The sequence below is a fragment of the Alkaliphilus metalliredigens QYMF genome (genome assembly GCF_000016985.1).
Taxonomy (GTDB): Bacteria; Bacillota; Clostridia; order Peptostreptococcales; family Natronincolaceae; genus Alkaliphilus_A; species Alkaliphilus_A metalliredigens.
In genome coordinates this window covers 4,670,783-4,691,005 of sequence record NC_009633.1, presented here as the reverse complement: position 1 = coordinate 4,691,005, position 20,223 = coordinate 4,670,783, and the positions used below count along the sequence as shown (strand labels likewise).

The 20,223-nt window shown below is 39.6% G+C and carries 19 protein-coding genes and 1 other annotated feature; of the genes, 17 read left to right on the top strand and 2 right to left on the bottom strand.

The features are described from left to right. Positions 1-10: 10 nt before the first annotated feature. The 13 genes from ade (AMET_RS22860) to AMET_RS22800 all read left to right on the top strand — a co-directional run bounded on the left by ade (AMET_RS22860) (position 11) and on the right by AMET_RS22800 (position 14,782). On the top strand, positions 11-1,825 hold the full coding sequence (gene ade, locus AMET_RS22860) for an adenine deaminase (RefSeq protein WP_012065533.1): 1,815 nt from the start codon (positions 11-13) through the stop codon (positions 1,823-1,825). A gap of 200 nt (positions 1,826-2,025) precedes the next feature. Beyond that, complete coding sequence (locus AMET_RS22855; RefSeq protein WP_012065532.1) at positions 2,026-3,375, top strand: NCS2 family permease; 1,350 nt, start codon at positions 2,026-2,028, stop codon at positions 3,373-3,375. A gap of 265 nt (positions 3,376-3,640) precedes the next feature. Then, positions 3,641-4,978, top strand: a complete 1,338-nt coding sequence (locus AMET_RS22850; protein ID WP_012065531.1) for a 5'-deoxyadenosine deaminase — start codon at positions 3,641-3,643, stop codon at positions 4,976-4,978. A gap of 47 nt (positions 4,979-5,025) precedes the next feature. Further along, positions 5,026-5,892, top strand: a complete 867-nt coding sequence (locus AMET_RS22845) for an FAD binding domain-containing protein (protein ID WP_012065530.1) — start codon at positions 5,026-5,028, stop codon at positions 5,890-5,892. A 46-nt stretch (positions 5,893-5,938) separates the two neighbouring features. Further along, complete coding sequence (locus AMET_RS22840; protein ID WP_012065529.1) at positions 5,939-6,427, top strand: (2Fe-2S)-binding protein; 489 nt, start codon at positions 5,939-5,941, stop codon at positions 6,425-6,427. After that, complete coding sequence (locus tag AMET_RS27005) at positions 6,411-7,682, top strand: xanthine dehydrogenase family protein molybdopterin-binding subunit (RefSeq protein ID WP_012065528.1); 1,272 nt, start codon at positions 6,411-6,413, stop codon at positions 7,680-7,682. Before AMET_RS22840 ends, AMET_RS27005 begins: the two co-directional genes overlap by 17 nt. 1 nt (position 7,683) lies before the next feature. Further along, positions 7,684-8,661 carry a xanthine dehydrogenase family protein molybdopterin-binding subunit gene (locus AMET_RS27000; protein WP_012065527.1) on the top strand — a complete coding sequence of 326 codons (978 nt, stop codon included), beginning with the start codon at positions 7,684-7,686 and terminating at the stop codon, positions 8,659-8,661. A 13-nt stretch (positions 8,662-8,674) separates the two neighbouring features. Then, complete coding sequence (ade, locus tag AMET_RS22825; RefSeq protein WP_012065526.1) at positions 8,675-10,393, top strand: adenine deaminase; 1,719 nt, start codon at positions 8,675-8,677, stop codon at positions 10,391-10,393. Positions 10,394-10,402: 9 nt separating this feature from the next. Further along, a complete protein-coding gene (gene yqeC, locus AMET_RS22820) occupies positions 10,403-11,182 on the top strand; it encodes a selenium cofactor biosynthesis protein YqeC (protein ID WP_012065525.1) in 780 nt (259 codons plus the stop codon). Positions 11,183-11,192: 10 nt separating this feature from the next. Continuing rightward, entirely contained in the window at positions 11,193-11,771 is a 579-nt protein-coding gene (locus tag AMET_RS22815; protein ID WP_012065524.1) for a nucleotidyltransferase family protein, read from the top strand. Beyond that, positions 11,772-12,575, top strand: coding sequence for an XdhC family protein (locus AMET_RS22810; protein WP_012065523.1), 804 nt, complete (start codon positions 11,772-11,774; stop codon positions 12,573-12,575). Then, positions 12,569-13,357 (top strand): selenium-dependent molybdenum cofactor biosynthesis protein YqeB, encoded by a 789-nt coding sequence (gene yqeB, locus AMET_RS22805; protein WP_012065522.1) that lies wholly within the window; start codon positions 12,569-12,571, stop codon positions 13,355-13,357. Before AMET_RS22810 ends, yqeB begins: the two co-directional genes overlap by 7 nt. 249 nt (positions 13,358-13,606) lie before the next feature. After that, positions 13,607-14,782, top strand: a complete 1,176-nt coding sequence (locus tag AMET_RS22800; RefSeq protein WP_012065521.1) for a pyridoxal phosphate-dependent aminotransferase — start codon at positions 13,607-13,609, stop codon at positions 14,780-14,782. 191 nt (positions 14,783-14,973) lie between these two features. Here AMET_RS22800 and AMET_RS22795 read toward each other — a convergent pair whose 3' ends face one another. Further along, positions 14,974-15,489, bottom strand: coding sequence for a tryptophan transporter (locus AMET_RS22795; RefSeq protein ID WP_012065520.1), 516 nt, complete (start codon positions 15,487-15,489; stop codon positions 14,974-14,976). A 152-nt stretch (positions 15,490-15,641) separates the two neighbouring features. Beyond that, positions 15,642-15,901 (bottom strand) — a binding site (T-box leader). A 186-nt stretch (positions 15,902-16,087) separates the two neighbouring features. Continuing rightward, positions 16,088-17,398: a hydroxylamine reductase gene (hcp, locus tag AMET_RS22785; RefSeq protein ID WP_330368638.1), complete on the bottom strand. Its 1,311-nt coding sequence runs from the start codon at positions 17,396-17,398 to the stop codon at positions 16,088-16,090. A 534-nt stretch (positions 17,399-17,932) separates the two neighbouring features. Between hcp and AMET_RS22780 the strand changes: the two genes are divergently transcribed. From AMET_RS22780 to AMET_RS22770, 4 genes are all read left to right on the top strand, one after another. Beyond that, positions 17,933-18,556: a hypothetical protein gene (locus tag AMET_RS22780; protein ID WP_041721240.1), complete on the top strand. Its 624-nt coding sequence runs from the start codon at positions 17,933-17,935 to the stop codon at positions 18,554-18,556. Between the two features lie 179 nt (positions 18,557-18,735). Further along, a complete protein-coding gene (locus AMET_RS22775; RefSeq protein WP_041721978.1) occupies positions 18,736-19,605 on the top strand; it encodes a metallophosphoesterase in 870 nt (289 codons plus the stop codon). Further along, entirely contained in the window at positions 19,590-19,760 is a 171-nt protein-coding gene (locus AMET_RS27460; RefSeq protein ID WP_083761111.1) for a RidA family protein, read from the top strand. The genes AMET_RS22775 and AMET_RS27460 overlap by 16 nt, the downstream gene beginning before the upstream one ends. Positions 19,761-19,869: 109 nt before the next feature. Further along, a complete protein-coding gene (locus tag AMET_RS22770; RefSeq protein WP_012065516.1) occupies positions 19,870-20,190 on the top strand; it encodes a hypothetical protein in 321 nt (106 codons plus the stop codon). Positions 20,191-20,223: the final 33 nt, after the last annotated feature.

The window sequence follows — 20,223 nt, the reverse complement described above, 5'->3', positions numbered from 1 at the left end:
GGAAATTCCATTGTTAGATGCTGTAGGAATTAAAGAAGCAATCATCTATCGCCAATTGATCGATGTGCTTATGGCAGATAATCAGTTTGCAGATATTGTTTTATATCAAGGAAATGTAATCAATGTATTAACAAGAGAAATGTATCAAGCGGATATTGCCATCAAAGATAAATATATTTTGATGGTGGGAGATGCTGGAAAGCTCATTGGACCTGATACACTGGTGGTTGATGTGAGAGGGAAATTTCTATCACCGGGATTTATGGATTCACATATGCACTTTGAAAGCAGCATGTTAACCATTACAGAGTTCTCAAGATTGTCAATTCCATCGGGTACCACCACATTAGTGGCGGATCCCCATGAAATAGGCAATGCACTAGGTCCCATAGGAATGAAGGCAATGGCTGAAGAGGCCAGCGTTGTTCCCAACCACGTTCATTTAGTGGTGCCAGCCTTGACACCGGATTGTCCTGGCTTAGAAACAGCAGGATATGATATCACCTCTAAGGATATGAAGGAAATTCTAAATTATCCTAATGTGATTGGAATTGGAGAATTGCAAGGATTTAGTAATGCAAAGCACGTTTATCGCAATACACCAGAGGTCATTACTGATTTAGTGGCGTCCACCACCTATGCCAAAAGCATTGGGAAAATTGTGGATGGCAATGCACCAGATCTCTTTGGGCAAGAATTAGCAGCCCATATTATTGCTACTGGAGGCAAATGCTCCTGCCATGAGACAACCACTAAGGAAGAATGTGTTGAAAAATTAAGACAGGGTGTATATGTGTTTATGCGGGAAGGCTCCACCCAAAGGAATATGGCAGAATGTATTCGTGCTGTAACCGAGGAAGGTCTAGACTCAAGACGTTGTATTTTAGCCACAGACGATATGGTGGCCGAGGACTTAGAGAAGCTAGGTCATATGAATGAAATTGTAAAAAGAACCATCGCTGAAGGGGTAGACCCGATTGAAGCGATTCAAATGGTAACCATCAATCCAGCCACTTATTTTGGATTGGAGGATCGTGGTGTCTTAGCACCTGGCAAACTAGCGGATATTGCGGTAATCAGTGATCTAAAGGAAATGACAGTGGAAGGGGTTTTTCTAGAAGGAAAACTTGTGGCATCCCAGGGAGAGCTGTTAATTGATCTACCACCCTATATTTATCCTGAAGAAGTCAAGCATTCAGTTAAATGTAAGAAAATTCAAGAGAGTGCAATTGCAATTCCTGCTTCTGGAAAAGAGGCTCTGGTGAGATGTATTGAGCTGATCCCAGATCAAAATCTTTCTGGTAGCCTAGAAGTAACGGTCAAAACCCAGCAGGGGAATGCAATATCTGATGTAGCCCAAGATGCACTACAGATGGTTTGTGTAGAAAGATATGGACGTAATGGCGGGATCGGAAAGGCCTTTGTTAAAGGATTTGGACTAAAGCATGGGGCTTTTGCAGAAAGTGTGGCCCACGATACCCATAACATCATGGCTGTAGGAACAAATAGTAAAGACATTACCATGGCCATTAATCGGGTCATTGAAATGGAAGGCGGCATCGCTGTTGTAAAAAATGGCCGTGTTATTGAAGAAATGAGATTACCTGTTGGAGGACTCATAACTGATGAGTTAACAGGACCCGAAGTGAGTCAAAAAATTGTGGATTTAGAAAGAGTGACAAAGGTGGAACTAGGATGTAGTGTCCATGCGCCCTTCATGCATCTATCCTTCCTGGCTTTATCCACCAGTCCAAGCTGGAAGTTGACTGATCAGGGATTAATTGATGTCAATAATTTTAAAATACTACCACCTGTTATTGAATAGATTTAGTAATGGATTAATTGAGGAAATTGTATTCTAAAGTCTTGGCTTGACTGGATGCAATTTCTTCAACTAAAATAGTAACTAAAAGGAAGGGAGGGGGATAAGGGAGTAGTCACCACTATGACAGCCAGGAGCGTGGGAGGCTTCCACGGGCATAATGGATAAAAAGGCACCTAAATAATAGGGGGGGAATTACGAGTATGAAAAATGAAAACGTACCAGAGGGCTTTTTAGAAAAACAATTTAAGTTAACAGAACACAAAACAAATGTAAAGACAGAGGTTCTTGCAGGGATTACCACTTTTATGACTATGGCGTATATTCTTATTGTCAACCCAATCATTCTTTCGGAAGCAGGAATGGATTTTGGAGCCGTTTTTACGGCTACAGCACTGTCAGCCATCGTGGGCACATTGGTAATGGCATTTTATGCTAATTATCCTTTTGCATTAGCTCCAGGAATGGGATTAAATGCATTCTTTGCCTACACCGTTGTACTTGGAATGGGGTATACCTGGCAGTTTGCTTTAACGGCAGTATTTTTGGAAGGGATTATTTTTATTATCTTAACATTCTTGAATGTCAGAGAAGCAGTTGTAAATGCCATCCCTAAAAACTTAAAGCATGCGGTGGCAGTGGGTATCGGTTTATTTATTGCCTTTATCGGATTTGAAAATGCTGATATTGTTGTCAGTGGTCAGTTTGTGGGATTTGACGGGGCACTTGACGGATTGATTGTTGAATTAGGGAACTTGTCTGCTGCCGCACCTCTATTAGCTATTATTGGAATTATATTGACAGGGGTGCTATTAGCGAAAAATGTAAGAGGTGCGCTTTTAATAGGAATCTTGGCAACAACGGTTTTAGGAATTCCTATGGGTGTCACACAAGTACCTGAAGGATTGCAATTCATGAGTACACCACCATCGCTTTCTCCAATTTTCTTTCAATTTGATTTTAGTAATATTTTCTCATTGGATATGGTTATTGTTCTTTTTACATTCCTATTTGTAGATATGTTTGATACTGTAGGAACATTGGTTGGAGTTGCATCTAAAGCAGATATGCTTGACGAGAATGGCAACTTACCGAGGGCTAAAGAAGCGTTGTTTGCTGATGCTGTTGGAACAACTGTTGGAGCCTGTTTAGGAACAAGTACAGTGACAACCTATGTAGAAAGTGCTGCAGGAGTAGCAGAGGGTGGTAAAACAGGACTAACGGCATTATCTGCCGCAGGAATGTTTGCAATCGCCTTACTATTTTCACCATTGTTTATCATGGTACCTGGTGCAGCCACGGCGCCAGCGTTGATTATTGTTGGACTATTCATGATGTCACCGATCAAAAAGATTGATTTAGATGACTATACTGAAGCAATTCCAGCCTTCTTGACGATCATCATGATGCCTTTATCTTATAGTATTGCAGATGGAATCGTTTTTGGTATGGTTTCATATGTAGCATTAAAGCTTCTTTCAGGTAAAGGAAACAAAGTATCACCAATTATGTATATCTTGGCACTCTTGTTTATTATAAAGTTTGCCATCTAGACGTAGGATAAGATCCGTATAAGTTGAAACCCTTAAGGGTTTCAACTTATACTAGATCTACCTAAATACTTGTGAGAATATACAAAAGTAACCTTCACACCTTTGAGTTACATGATTTTTATTGAAAAGGTGGTGCTTAGAAAACCATTAGAGGGTCATTAAAGGTTAATTTTGTATATTCAGCACAATGATTCATGTTGAGTTGTTGTCATACCATTAGAAAAATAGAGGAAATAACTGATACACACTAGAGGAGGCGCATCATATGTCAAAGGTATTAATTCGCAAGGGAACCATTGTGACAATGAATGATAAACGTGAAATTTTTCAAGGAGATGTACTCATTGATGGAAATCGTATCGAAGCCATAGCATCACATATCGACGCAGAGGCCGATGAAATAATCGAAGCAGAGGGTCGGGTCGTGATTCCAGGATTTATTCAAACCCATATTCATTTAACCCAGACCCTTTATCGAGGGCAGGCCGATGATTTAGAGTTAATGGACTGGTTAAAGGAAAGAGTCTGGCCCCTAGAGGGCTCACATGGACCTGAATCCAACTATATTTCAGCTCAACTGGGAATTGCTGAATTGATTAAAGGTGGCACCACATCCATTATTGATATGGGAAGTGTGCATCATACTGATTCCATTATTGAGGCTGTCGAAGAAAGTGGATTTAGAGCTATTGTTGGAAAATGTATGATGGACTATGGAAAGGGAGTTCCAGATAGCATAATGGAAGAAACGGAATCGTCTATTAAAGAAAGTGTGGCACTCTTAAGGAAATGGCATGGGAGAGACAATGGACGTATTCAATATGCCTTCGCTCCCAGATTTGTTGTATCCTGTTCGGAAGAGCTATTGGTTCGGGTCAGAGATTTGGCTCGTGAGTATGATGTGATGGTTCACACCCATGCCTCTGAAAACCGAGGTGAAATAGAGCTGGTTCAAAGAGATCGAGGGATGAGAAATATCAAGTATCTTCATCACTTAGGACTCACCGGGGAAAAATTGATTTTAGCCCATTGTATTTGGTTGGATGATGAGGAAATGAGGCTACTTGCACAAACTGGTACAAGAATTGCCCATTGTCCTAACTCTAACTTAAAGTTGGCATCTGGAATCGCAAAAATTCCAGAGCTTATTGAGATGGGAGCCTATGTTTCTCTTGGAGCAGATGGGGCACCCTGTAATAATAATTTAGACCAATTTCAAGAAATGCGTAGTGCGGCATTAATCCAAAAAGCCAGACTATTGAGTCCCACTGTAATGCCTGCTCAACAGGTTTTTGAAATGGCAACATTAGGTGGCGCTGAGGCTATGGGGATGCAAGATGAATTGGGGAGTCTTGAACCTGGTAAAAAAGCTGATTTAGCCATTATTAATTTAGATGGGCTTCACAGTAATCCAGGCCACGGAGTTGATGTGATTTCAAGGTTAGTGTACTCAGCTCGGGCCTCTGACGTAGAAACAACAATCATTGACGGTAAAATTGTGATGAAGGACCGTAAGCTAACAACTTTAAATGAAAATTTCATATTAAACGAGGCAAACCGAATCATTCAACAACAAACAATAAAAGCCGGAGTGAGAAAATAAAACAAAGGGGAAGCATTGCTTCCCCTTTGTTGATAGGAGGGACGAAAATGAATGTAAAGAAAGTGTATCGTGGAAAGACAGTAGCGGAAGTATTAGAACTACTGGAACAGTATGGTTCAAGAAGCTATGTGATTGCTGGGGGAACCGATGCCATTATACAATTAAGAGAAAAACACATCGATCCCGAGGTAATGGTTGATATTTCAAGTGTGAAGGAGATTCAATTTATCCGGGAGTCCCAGGACGAAATCGTGATTGGTGGAGGGACTAATTTTACATCAATATCTGAAAGTCCCATGCTACAAGGAAGAGTAAAGGGGTTGGCCCAAGCGGCTCGAATGGTAGGGTCCCCACAAATACGAAATACTGCAACCATAGGAGGCAATATATGTAATGCATCACCGGCAGCAGATATTGTTCCCCCACTATTAGCCTTGGAGGCAGAAGTTGTCATCGAGAAAAAAGGAGAAAAACGGAGGATTCCTTTAGATACATTTTTAATGGGTAAGGGGAAATTGGATTTAAAACCAGAGGAATTGGTGACGGCCATTTGCTTTAAAAGGCCCAAGGATGGTCAAGGGCTAGGGTTTGGAAAGTTAGGACTGCGAAAGGCCTTAGCCATCTCTCGAATTGCTACAGCTATTTTCATTTCTATTGATGAGAAGGGAACTTGTAAAGAGATAAAAATTGCCAGTGGCGCAGTAGGAACTAGGGGTTTAAGGGAAAGAGAAGTGGAGACGATCTTCACAGGCAAAGTTTTGACGGAAGAAGTGATTGATGAAGGACTTCAGCAGTTAAGTCATGTGGTAGGACAGCGACTGGCAGGGAGATCAACAGCCGACTTTAAAGCAACTGCAGTAAAGGGGATTTGTAGGCAGGCATTATTGGCGGCGTTAGCAAGTTGTCAGGCATAAAATATCCCTAAGCAATATACGGAACACAAGACGAGGAGAGATGAAGATGAGAGACATTATTTTAAGTGTTAATGGAAAATCATATAAAGTAACCATTGAGGAAGAAATGCGACTCATTGATGTGTTGAGAAATAAACTTGGGTTATTGGGTGTAAAGGAAGGCTGTGGCGAAGGAGAATGTGGGGCCTGTACTATTTTGATGGATGGTGTGACCGTAAATGCTTGTATGGTGATGGCCTTCCAGGCAGAAGACAAGGCGATTTTCACCATTGAAGGTTTATCAGATGGGGTGAACCTACATCCTATACAGCAGGCATTTATTGAAATTGGGGCAGTTCAATGTGGTTTTTGTACTCCAGGAATGGTTCTCTCAGCCAAGGCATTATTAGACCAAAACAATTACCCAACTCGTGAAGAGATTCGAGAAGGTATTTCTGGGAATCTTTGTCGATGTACTGGGTATAACAAGATGGTAGATGCCATTGAGCTTGCAGGGGAATTGTTAAGGAAGGGAGGCAATGACAGTGAAGTATGAAATCGTAGGAAAGAGAGCAATACGGGTAGATGGCAGGAGTAAGGTTACCGGGCAAGCCACCTATCCAGAGGATTTACAAATGGAAGGTATGTGCTATGGCAGAACATTACGTTCTGAGAAGCCCCATGCCTATTTCACATTAAATACAGAAAAGGCTGAAGCCATAGAAGGTGTTTTATGCATTTTGACATCTAAGGACGTGCCTCATAACCATCATGGGGTATTGCTAAAGGATCATGAGGTGTTTTGTGCCCATAAGGTCAGACGAGTGGGAGATCCCATGGCATTTGTGGTGGCTGAAAATGAAAAAGTGGCTGAACAAGCCATGGAAGCCATTGAAGTGAGCTATGAAGAGCTCCAAGGGGTATTTGATCCAGAGGAGGCTATGGCAGATTCTGCACCCCAGGTCCACGATAAAAGTAATGTGATCTATCATTATAAAATCCGTCGAGGAGATATCCAAGAGGCTTTTAAGCAATGCCATGTGGTTGTAGAAGGAGAATATCGCACGGATATGGTGGATCATGCTTTTTTGCAGCCAGAGTCAGGCATTGCATATACAGAAGAAGATGGTACCATTGTCATCTGTGTTGCTAACCAATACCCCCACTTTGATCAACTAGAGGTGGCGGAGGCATTAGAGGTAGAACTTGATACAATTAGGATCATTAATCCTGCTGTGGGAGGGGCATTTGGAGGACGTGAGGACATTACCCTTCAAATTCACCTGGCCTTGGCAACACAGCGAGTGGGGAGACCTGTTAAAGCAACCTATTCCAGAGAGGAATCCTTTGATGCTCATTCCAAACGACATGGGATGAAAATGAAATATCGAACCGGAGCAGATCAACAGGGTAAGCTATTGGCAATGGAAGCAACAGTTATTGGGGATACAGGAGCCTATGCCTCTTGGGCCATAAATGTTGCAAGAAAAGCAGGGGTTCATGCAACTGGGCCCTATGAAATACCAAATGTCAAAGTAGATAGTTACGCAGTTTATACCAATAATCCCTTTGCAGGAGCTATGCGTGGATTTGGTGCAGCACAGACACCGATTGCCCATGAACAACAGATTGATGAAATTGGTGTGAAGCTAGGAATCGATCCAATTACCATGAGAGTCATCAATGGTTTTAAAACGGGATCGGAGACCGCAACGGGACAAATACTAGAGGAAAGTGCCCCATTTGAAGAATGCCTAAGAGCGGTAGAGGAGGCCTTGCGATCATATCAAGGTCCAGGGGAGGGACAATAAAATGAAAATGCGGGGTGTAGGAATCGGAAGTGCCTTTTATGGCACAGGATATGGAAATGGCTTCCCAGATATATCAAGATGCCAGGTTGAATTACAAAAAGATGGGAAGGTTGCAGTTTATGTGGGGGCCACTGAAGTAGGCCAAGGAGCCAAGACCATCATGAGTCAGATGGCAGCTGAAGTATTGGGATTACCATTAGAAGATATTATATTTAGTTGTGAAGATACGAGGCTAACGCCTGATGCTGGTACGGCCGCGGCCAGTCGGCAAACCTATAATACCGGCAATGCCATTAAGAAAGCCTGTGAAAACCTGAGACAACGACTGATTGATGTTGCAGTGGCAGAATTTAAATTTAATAGTGATGTTGGGGTGACAATGAAGAATGGTCTGGTTTATTTTAAAACCTTTCCTAGTAAAAGCATAACCCTACAGGAGATTGCCTCGAAATTCGTAGAAGTTCCTTTGCGTGAGGAAGGTGTTTTTACAGCCCAGACAACAAAAATGGATGAAGAAACAGGCCAAGGTGCCCCTTACTGGCCCTATACCTTTAATGTATATGGGATCATTTTAGAGGTGGACACAGAGACTGGGATTGTAGATATTTTGAAAGCAGTTTGTGCTCAGGATGTGGGAAGGGCAATTAATCCAGAGCTCATTGAAGGTCAGATGGACGGTGGATTTGCCATGGGACTAGGCTATGCACTGATGGAGGATTTAAATTTACAGCAGGGGCAGATGAAACACAAGCGTTTTAGCAATTATCTAATCCCAACAGCATTAGATATTCCTGAACTTGAAAAAATCATTATAGAGGACCCTGAGTCCACAGCACCCTTTGGTGCCAAAGGCATTGGGGAACCGGTTATGTTAGGTGTAGCACCGGCGATTTTAAATGCCATTTACGATGCAGTAGGGGTACGGATCACAGAAATACCTGTGACTCCACAACGGTTATTGAAGGCCTTGAAAAAATAAGGGGGCGATGAATATGAAGGATGATATTAAACGAAGAATTGATTTGGCTGCCGGCAGGAAGCGGAGCCAATTGGTACTAAAAAATGCCCAGATCCTCAATGTGTTCTCCCATGAGATCATATCAGGAGATATTGCCATTGATCAGGGTAAAATTGTTGGAATTGGAAACTATAATGGACTTGAAAATATTGACCTCGAAGGAAAAGTTGTGGTACCAGGATTAATAGATGGACATGTCCATATGGAATCAGCAATGGTGACACCGGGCCAATTTGCCAGGGCCATTGTTCCTAGGGGAACCACAACAATTGTTGCTGATCCCCATGAGATCGCTAATGTATGCGGTATTCCAGGGATTGAATATATGCTAAAGGCCAGCGAGGGAATGCCTTTAAATGTATACATGATGCTCCCCTCCTGTGTACCAGCTACGTCCTTTGAAAATGCGGGAGCTAATTTAAAGGCAAAAGACCTAGCGCCTTTAATTAATCATGAAAAGGTATTGGGCTTGGGAGAGTTGATGGATTATCCAGGAGTCATTGCTGGAGAAGAGAGTATTATCGATAAAATCATGATTGCAGAAGGTAAAATGATAGATGGACATGGACCGGATATAAAAGAAGAGGCCTTGAATGCCTATGTTGCAGCAGGGGTTAGAACTGAACATGAATGTTCCACTGTAGAGGAAATGATTAATCGACTGAGACTGGGTATGTATATTTTAATTCGAGAGGGCTCCGCTGCCCGCAATCTAAAAACCCTTGTGAGGGGCATCACTCCAGAAAATATGCGCCGTTGTTTATTTTGTACTGACGACAAACATCCTGAAGATATTTTAGAGGCAGGGCATATTGATCACAATGTAAGGGTGGCGATTAAAGAGGGACTTGATCCTATTTCTGCAGTGAAGATGGCCACCATCAATGCAGCAGAGTGTTACGGTCTGAAGGACTTAGGCGCAATCGCTCCCGGCTATCGGGCTGATCTAGTTGTATTAGATAATTTGGAGACATTTCATGTGACAAAGGTATTTAAAGATGGTAAACTAGTGGCACAAGATGGGAAGGCTTTTTTTGAAGCACAGTCCACTGAGGATCATACAGTAACCCAAACAGTTAATGCAAAAGAGTTGACTCCAGAGGATTTAGTGCTTTCTCTAGAAACAGATATCGTCAATGTCATTAAGCTTTTACCCCACAGTCTAGTAACCCAGCGGGTAAGTCGTAAGGTGGAGGTTAAAGAGGGAACTTTTAGGTACCATGAAGACTTAGATATATTAAAACTAGCAGTGATTGAAAGACATAAACGCACAGGAAATATTGGATTAGGTTTGGTAGAAGATTTTAGATTGAAGGGTGGAGCCATTGCCTCTACAGTGGCACACGACTCTCACAATATTATTGTCATCGGAGACAATGACGAAGATATGCTCTTAGCTGTCAATGAATTAAATACAGTAGGGGGCGGCATTACCATTTGTTCTAAGGGAGAGATACTTCAGACATTATCATTGCCCATAGCGGGACTAATGGCCCAGGGGACCATGGAAGAAGTGAATGAACAGTTAAAGCAAATGTTAGAGATTGCCTATAAAAAGCTAGGAATTAATGAACAGATTGATCCCTTTATGACCCTATCATTTTTAGCATTACCAGTTATTCCAGAGTTAAAACTAACAGATTTAGGGTTATTTGATGTGAAAAATTTTCGATTTATCAGCTTAAATAGATAGGAGAACAAAATGAAGTTAATTGAAGTCCTTGACATGGAAGGCATAGCCCATGGGATGATTACGATCATTGGATCCGGAGGAAAAACCAGTACCCTTTATCGATTAGCAGTAGAGCTAGGGGATCAGGGGAATAATCTATTGTTGACAACAACAACAGCAATGAAACTACCAAAAAATTCTCAGAAGATGAAAGTGTTAATTGAATCAGATATTGAAGTGCTTCATGATTATCTCATGAAGTTCAAGGATGCGAGGCAGATTTTTGCTGGTAAAGAATTAATTGGAGATGATAAGGTCAAAGGATACGATCCAGAAGACCTCGTATGGCTCCATCAGCGATTAGAAGGGAGACAGATCCTCGTTGAAGGGGATGGGTCTAAGGGAAAAAGCTTGAAGATTCCAGCCTCATGGGAGCCCCAAGTACCACAATCCACAATGCTAACCATTGTGGTGATTGGATGGGATATAATAGGGAAATCCCTTGAAGAGAAGTGGATCCATCGCTGTCACCTGTTAAAGGATAAAAATTTACTGGGAGATGAAAATATTACCAATAGAAAAGTTGATGAAGCAATGCTACTCAAGCTGTTGGAAAGTCCCCTGGGACTTTTAAAAGGAATTCCTCCCAATAGTTCAGTGGCATTGCTGCTAAATAAAGTGTATACTGAGGATGAAAAGAAACTGGCTACAAAAATGGCTAGTATCGTATTAAGTCAAATCCCTAGAATTGGGAAGGTTTTATTGGGTGAAGTGCAGGTAAAAGGACAATTAACTGTAGGAAAAGAATGAGGGATTAAAAGTGGTTGCAATCATTTTAGCTTCTGGATTTAGTCAAAGAATGGGAACAAATAAGCTATTACTTCCCTATCAAGAAAAACCTATTTTACAGTGGGTCATTGAGGGAATAGAACAACTTCATATGGAAAAGATTATATTAGTATATCGAGAAGAAGCCGTTAAAAGCCTAGTGAAAAATAGAAATATACAATTGATTTATAATGAAGAAGCCATTCAGGGCCAGAGTCAAGCTGTGATCAAGGGGCTTCAGGCAGTGGATGAATCAGTTGAGGATTATATGTTTTTCATGGGAGATCAGCCATTATTGGTCCTTGAGGAATTGAAGGAAATGATTCGGGCTTATGGGGAGTCGCCAGCTTCCATAGCGGTGCCTTATTATGAGGAAAAACCAGGGGCACCGGTCATCTTTTCTAAGAGATGGAGGCGGTCCCTATTGCAATTAAGAGGGGATTCAGGAGGCAGAAGGATTATTCGAGACAATCAAGATGAAGTGTTATTTTATCCAATTAAACAAGCATTAATGGGGTGGGACATTGACACCCAGAGGGACTATGAAGAACTGCTAAAGGAGGACATGTAAATGAATGTCTTAGAACAGGCTTTATTGTTAATGGGGAAACGAAAACGATTTGCTATGGCCACTGTCATTGAAACCAGTGGATCGGTACCGGGTAGAGTAGGGGCTAAGCTCATTTATACTGAAGAAGAAAAACCCTTAGGAAGCGTTGGTGGTGGAAAAATCGAATCTGAGGTTCTTAAGATGATTCCTGAGTTATTGGAAAATAACGAAAGTCGTGTATTAACCTATCATTTAACTAAAGGCTCCCAAGGGATTGGAATGAATTGTGGAGGGACGGCAAAGGTGTTTGTAGAGATCGTTCAACCTAGACCCAAGCTGGTGGTCTGTGGCGGCGGACATATTGGGTATGAGGTTGTACAATGTGCCCAGCATTTAGACATGGAGATAACCATAATAGAAGAACGCAAGGAATTTGCCACAGAGGAGCGATTTCCCCATGCAGCCCAAAGAATTATGAAACCTACCTATGGAGAAGGTCTATCTGACGTGGAGATTGATGAACAAACCTATGTTGTGGTTGTCACTAAGGGCTCTACCACCGATGAAGAAGTGTTAGAGACCATATTGGGAAAACCTGCAGCTTACATTGGACTGATGGGAAGTCAGCGTAAAAAAATAGAAATAATGAAGTCCTTAGAGGAAAAAGGATATCAAAAAAATCTGTTAGATCAAATCTATTGTCCTATTGGATTAGATCTACAGGGGGGAAATCCAGCAGAGATTGCCTTGTCCATTATGGCGGAGGTTGTGTCTGTGAAAAATAAAGGAAAAGGAATATCTTTAAAGGAGGGTTTCTCATGTTAGGTAAACTCGTTGTACTTCGAGGAGGGGGCGATATAGCAACTGGAATTGCCCATAGGCTTAGAAATTGTGGTTTTAATGTGGTGATACTAGAGATGAATGAGCCCACAGTGATCCGTAGACGGGTTGCCTTTGCACAAGCTGTCTTTGAAGGTGAAGTGATAGTAGAAGACGTAAAGGCCAAACGTATTGAAAATACTACAGAAGTACACACTGTATTAGGAGCTAAATGTATTCCTGTGATGGTTGATCCAGAGGGGAAAACAATTGGTGATTTGAAGCCAGATGTTGTAGTGGATGCGACACTGGCTAAGGTGAATAAAGGCACAATTAAGGAAATGGCGCCATTGGTAATTGGAGTTGGACCAGGCTTTACAGCAGGTCTAGATGTTCATGTGGTTGTTGAGAGTCAAAGAGGGCATGATTTAGGAAAGGTAATCTGGAATGGACGGGCCCATAGAAATACAGGTATACCTGGGGAAATTATGGGAATTAGTGAAGAGCGAATTGTAAGGGCTACTGGAGATGGGAAAATTAGAAATTTAAAACCCATCGGTACACGGGTTGAAAAAGGTGAAATCATTGCCCATATAGGGGAGCTCCCAGTTGAAGGAAGAATAGATGGGGTTCTAAGAGGTATGATTGAAAATGGCAGCACTGTGAAGGATGGCATGAAAATCGGAGACATTGATCCTCGAGGCATTCGTTCTTACTGCTTTACCATTTCAGATAAAGCCAGATCTATTGCAGGGGGCGTCTTAGAAGCCATATTGATGAAAAAGTAAATCTAAGGATAAATGCTATAGTGACTTCGCTAAACTCATAAGCGGAGTTTTTTTGTAGATAAGATTAAATGTTTATAAACCATAATGAATAAACATACTTGAAATGAAGGTACAAAAGTGATAGATTGTTATTTATAAATGGCGACTTAATGGAGAAGGGGTAAGAGGCGATTAAAAATCAGGGTGTTTGTGCAACAAGACCATGGATTGTGAAACATAGTGTTATGACAAAGAAAGCAGGGGATAGATATGAAGCATCGATTTTTAGCAAAGAGATATTGGAATACAATGACAACTCCCATGGGGGCCGTGGTGGACTTAGCAAAACAATATAGTGATGTGATTAATTTAAGTTTGGGTGATCCTGATTACGTGACGAATCAAGAGGTGATCCAAAGAGCCTTTGAGGATGCTGAGAACGGTCATACCCACTATACGGATTCACTAGGAGATGAAGAGCTTCGACATGAAATTATCAAATACTATGAAGAGGCTTATGAGTATAAGGTGGGATCCAAGGAGGTTATGGCCGTTGTAGGGGCTTGTCATGGGATGTATCTTGCATTGGAGGCAATTTTAGATGATGGAGATGAAGTGATTATTCCAGCCCCATACTTTACCCCTTATATTCAACAGGTAGAGCTAGTTAGAGGAAAACCTGTGATCTTAGATACCTACGAAGAAGATGGATTTCAAATTGACATCAACCGATTAAAGGGATTGATCAACCACCGAACGAAGGCCATCATCATCAACACACCTAATAATCCAACTGGGGCATGCTTCAGCAAGGAGACACTGGAGGCCGTGGGCAAGGTGGCAAAGGAGTTCGATCTGTTGATCATAGCCGATGACATTTACGATGCCTTTACATTTTCAGATCCCTTTCTCCCAGCGACAACCATGAAAGGAATGCAGGAGAGGACTATTACAATTGGAAGCTTTTCAAAGGATTATGCCATGACAGGATGGCGTGTAGGTTATGTATTGGCACCGGATTTTATCATTCAGTGCATGAGAGATATTAATGAGGGAATCTGCTTTACAGTGCCATCAATTTCTCAGAGAGCGGCTATTTATGCACTGAGGATGAGAGAAACCATTCAACCACCGATGATAGCAGAATACAAAAAACGTATGTATTATGCCTATGAACGGATTAATGCCATTCCCAATATGTCGGTATTATCTCCCCAAGGAAGCTTTTATCTCTTTGTAAATATTAAGAAGACGGGTCTAAACTCAGTTGACTTTTGTAAGGAATTGTTGGAAGAAGCTCATGTATTAGCCATTCCCGGTATTGCTTTTGGAGGATGTGGAGAAGGATATATTAGACTTGCCTGTACCGTTGGTGTTGCTGCTTTAAAAGAAGCATTTGATCGAATTGAGAAGATGAAGGTCTGTTGTGCACATAATCTACAGTAAAACCATTGAAAATGTGGACAATATATAGAAAAATGGAAAAAAATAAATAACTTATACACAGGAAGATGTAATAAAGAGATTTATTTAGTAGCGTTCATTATTGGTATGGTGTATTGCTATTTGTTTAATCAAAAGTGTTTCTTCTACGATGTAGAGGAAACACTTTTGATTTTATGATTATTTATTTATCCTTATGCAAATTTAACTCCAGTCATTTTTAGGGTCGATTGCACAACCTGATAGACCACGAGGGTCATGACGATGTTGGCTAGGGATGTGGGTAAAACAATTGTCATAAATAGAAGTGTAAACGGTGCTGGAAGACCACTGATAAATAGAGCGCTGGTTAAGAAGACAGTGCCACTGATCAGTGTACCTAAAAAGGCAATGAAGCCCACAAAGATTTGATTATCCTTTACATGAATCATCACTTTGATAATGATAAACAGTATGACGCAAGTAATAAGCTTGTCAATGACATTGGGTAGTTGACCACCAGGGAAGGTCGTGGTCAAAGCGTTTAATATTCCCCCTAGAAGACCTGTTAGGATGGCATTTTTAAAGGTAGGATTAAGTAAGAGACAAATGAAGATGAAGGATAAGAATAAATCAAATTTCATTCCTCCCAATGCTCCGGGTGTTAATTGGCGTAAAATAAAGCCGATGGCTAATAATAATGCTGTTAGAATATTTTTTCGTAAATTCATATTCGATCGCTTCCTCTCTGTTTTTTACTATTTTTTTTCTTTGCCAAGGAACAATGGAATTATCTTCTCTTCACAACATCATGTTCACCACCCTTCGAAATATTAATAAAAAAATCAATAAAAAAAGCCATCATCCAAATTGATCAAATTGATCAAAGGACGAAAGACTAAGTTTCGCGGTACCACCTTTATTAGATCCCAAAGGATCTCTCTCATGAGATACGGAGTCAAACTAACTCGATATCCTGCCTCTATAACGGGAAGCCCCCCGACATCAGATACTTTCACCAATTGGTGAGTTCTCTTTGTTTCTCCTAGGTCCATTCACTAGAGATAAAGTATCGGACTCCCACCTACTCCGACTCGCTAAACCTTTAAGACTCTAACTACTCATCCTATTCACAGAATTTAGAACTATTAATATATTGTTTATTATTCTAACGTAATAAAGTAAAACTGTCAACAGTAAGTTTTAACTATTTTTATTAAAAATTCCAAGTGCTTAAATAAAATTCGTCTGATGCTATGGCATCGACTCATAGCGCACTTTAAAAAACTGTCCTTTACTCAAAGAGTAAAGGACAGTGAGATAATTAAATTATAACATTTTTGCTAAATCAGCTTTGGCATCACCACTGATTAATTGTAGGTTGAAGGTATTTTGCAATACATCCAATACACCTGGTGATACGAATTCTGGAGCACTTGGTCCAATAAAGATGTTGTTAACACCTAAGCTAAATAGTCCTAAAAGAATGGCAACAGCTTTTTGCTCAAACCAAGACAATACAATTGTTAATGGCAGATCATTTACTGTACATTCGAAGGCATCAGCTAAAGCGATGGCAATCTTTGCAGCAGATCCTGAGTTATTACATTGACCTAGATCAATATATCTTGGAATGTCTGTACCTGGTACAGTACCAAAATCAATATCGTTAAATCTGAATTTTCCACAAGATGTTGTTAAGATCACACATTCTTTTGGTAATGAGCTAGCTAGATCTCTAAAGTAATCTCTACCTTTAGTCGGTGCATCACAACCAGCGATTACAAAGAAGCGCTTAATCTTACCAGCTTTGATAGCATCAATAATTTCTGGTGCAATATCTAATACGGTACTGTGATGGAATCCTGTTGTAATGGTTTTATCCGATGCAATGTTTGACTTTGGTAAAGCTAACGCTTTTTCAATTAGGGGTGTAAAGTCATCATTAGCGATTTTTTGAACCCCTTCTAATCCTGCGTTACCATAGGTCCACATTCTATCAGAGTAGCTTCCTTTAATTGGCATCAAGCAGTTTGTTGTACCAAGGATTGAACCTGAAAATTCTTCAAATAATTTTCTTTGGTCGAACCAAGCCTTACCTACATTTCCTTTAAGGTGAGGATATTTTTTAAGCTCTGGGTATCCGTGAGCCGGTAACATTTCTGAATGAGTATAAATGTTGATTCCTTTTCCTTCTGTTTGCTTAAGTAACTCTTCTAAGGCATATAGATTATGACCTGTTACAAGAATGGCATGACCCTCTACCTTGTCTTGAGAAACAACAACGGGTGTTGGTATACCTAACTTTCCAGTATGAGCTCGATCTAGTAAGTCCATTACTTTAACTGTTGCTTGACCTACCTTTAATGTCATATTAATGTGTTCTTCTACACTAAAGTTTGAATTTGTTAAAGTTGTGTATAAAGCTTCATGGGTAATGGCATCTACCTCGGGGTCAATTAATCCTAATTCTCTTGCGTGGGTTGCATAGGCAGCAATTCCCTTTAAGCCAAAAATCATTGTATCTTGAAGACTTGCGATATCAGGATTTTTTCCGCAAACACCGAATTTTGTACATCCTCCTGCTGGTGTTTGTTCACATTGATAACAAAACATTGGATTCACTTCTTTAACTGTCATCTTTTCAGCCTCCTTAGCATTTTTGAATAAACTAAACATTTATTTGTGTGCCCCTTTCTAGTTAAGTATTACGCTCTAGTTAAAGTATATAGTAGCTGAACGCTATGTACTGTGACATAAGTCACCGGTTTGTATGATATATGTCATATTTATGGGAAAAACCCTGGGGTGAGTATGGTTTATTTAAACTAAAATTGCTTATCTATAGATATCCATACATCCCTAGGTTGAAATTTATATAAGACAAAGGACGGTGGTAAGTATATATATAAAGTGAAAGCTAATAAGAAGAAATTTTAGTAATACATTCAATGAAAAATATTAGAAGGAATTACTCAGAGAAAGAAGAAAGGTGTAATGATGAATATACTAACAACCATATATTCTTTTATTATGTAATCGTTACTTGTTGTCTTAAAAGTTTATAGGACCACCTTTAAAGAATTATTGGAGTGTGTTTTTCAGGGAAATGTATACAGCTAATACTATTGATTCATCGATTGCTTAAGATATAGATAATAGGGGGATGATTGGGTGGACATAGGTATGATCCTAATAAGGGGACTTTTGATTATATTGATAATAAGATATCTGAGTATAAACATAAAGCGATTAAAGGCTTGTAATGTTTTTGTTCAATCTAGATTGATAAGCTGGATATTGGTTTTATTAACAACCTATTTAATGATTAGCGGGATTACAGATTCGTTAATAAAGGGAGATAGTAGCATTAAATTTTATATAGAAGTTATATTCTGTGGATGGATCGCCTATGGATTGATTTATGACACGTTGCATAAGTTAGAGATTAAAGTTGAAAATATTTACAAAGCACAGTTAGAAAACCTACTGGAGGATGTTTTCAACAAAAGAAATTTAATATTAATAAAAGAAGAGTCTGATGAAGAAAAAACGATATTTTTATTTTTGGATCAACATATAGAAAGTAGAGTAGCTATTAATCCCAGTATGTTATCAACTAAAAGACATCGTTTAATCATAGAACATAAAAATGATATTCCTAACTTAGAAGAGATAGTAGAAGATATGGATGCTATGATTTCTCCTATGTCTAAAGATACTGTCTTGATAAAGTTTTTCTTTAAGACTGTATTGTTAGCGTATATAGCTTGGAAGTTTATACAACTTTTTAATTAGTTATTTAGCACAACCCCATATAATGAGCCAATACTAAGAAATTGAAAGAATATACGTGACAAAAGAATCTCGAGGAAAAGGTTTGAGGAGTATCCTAATAAATAAGGAGATAGATGTTGCTAATATACGGAAAAAAATTAAATGAAAACAGTTATATAATAGGGGGAAAGTGTGTGAAAATGAAATTTGGAGAAATTCAGCTCATCCTTACATTTTTATTTGTAATCCTGGGCTTGATTTTATTTGGTATATGGCAAAACAACCATATCGTTTTAACTACTATTGAATTTAGCAATACTAAAATACCAAATGATTTTAATGGATATACCATTGTTCAAATATCTGATTTGCATAATAAGGAGTTTAAACAAAATCAATCGGGCTTACTAAATAAAATAGAAAAGGTAAAGCCTGATATAATCGTAGTGACAGGGGATTTGATCGATAGTAGACGTACCAATGTGGACATTGCCATGGATTTCATAAATGGTGCTGTTAATATTGCTCCAGTTTATTTTGTATCAGGGAACCACGAAGCCAGATCAGGTGTGTATGGTGAACTGACTCAAAAACTAAGGGAGGCAGGGGTTTTTGTATTGGATGATACAGTGGTAGAAATAGAAAATAAAGATTCGTTTATTGAATTAGTTGGTTTATCAGATCCGGCTTTTATACCCTCGAATTATATGGAGGATAATCCTACAGCTCAACTGAGGGAAAGTTTGAAAACATTAACTGCAGATAATCCACAAACTTTTAAAATTCTTCTTTCACATAGACCTGAATTGCTAGACTTATATGCAGAGAATAAACTAGACTTAGTGTTTTCTGGTCATGCCCATGGAGGTCAATTTAGACTACCATTGATAGGTGGATTAATTGCCCCAGGTCAAGGTTTTTTTCCTAAATACACCAGTGGCGCATATACAGTTGAAGGCACGACCATGGTTGTCAGTAGAGGTTTAGGGAATAGTATTATTCCCATTAGGATTTTCAACAGACCAGAAGTGATCATTGTGACGTTACAAAACAAATTGAAGGTGATATAGGGATACAAAGTAAGCAGTGCTTTAAAAACTTATTTAATGTATATTTAAATCAATTTTCTGCGCCCTATCCGGCACGGACAACCATTGGGGTTGCGTCATTACCTCTTGGGGCAAAAGTCGAAATAGAGATGATTGCACAAAAATTAAAAAGATAAATGTCGATAAACCATAAAATGAGTCAAAAAAGGAAAAATAGATGATATAATAGAAGTTAAATTCATATTCATACAACCAAGGTAAATAAAGAAATGAGGTGGGATCACAATGGGTAAAAAGGCTCAGCCAACTAAACAAACGCAGCAGTTGATCAAAGCCTATGAAAAAGGGAAATTCAAATACATTTTTAGACATGGGGTCTTAAACTGGGGAATCACTACGGGCTTCATATTTCTATTGATTGTAGGCGTAGTTAGAAATGGATTGTCCTTGAGTCAAATATCTGAAGATATCTTTTCGACCAATGGAATACTGACTTTAATGATTTTCTGTGCCTTAGGAGCTGTGTGGGGAAATATGATGTGGGGATGGATTAAAAAGGAAGTTGAAAAAGGTCAGTATAATCAAGGGAAGAAAGCTAAAAAATAAGGACAATACACCGAAGGTAAAGAAAGTGAACTT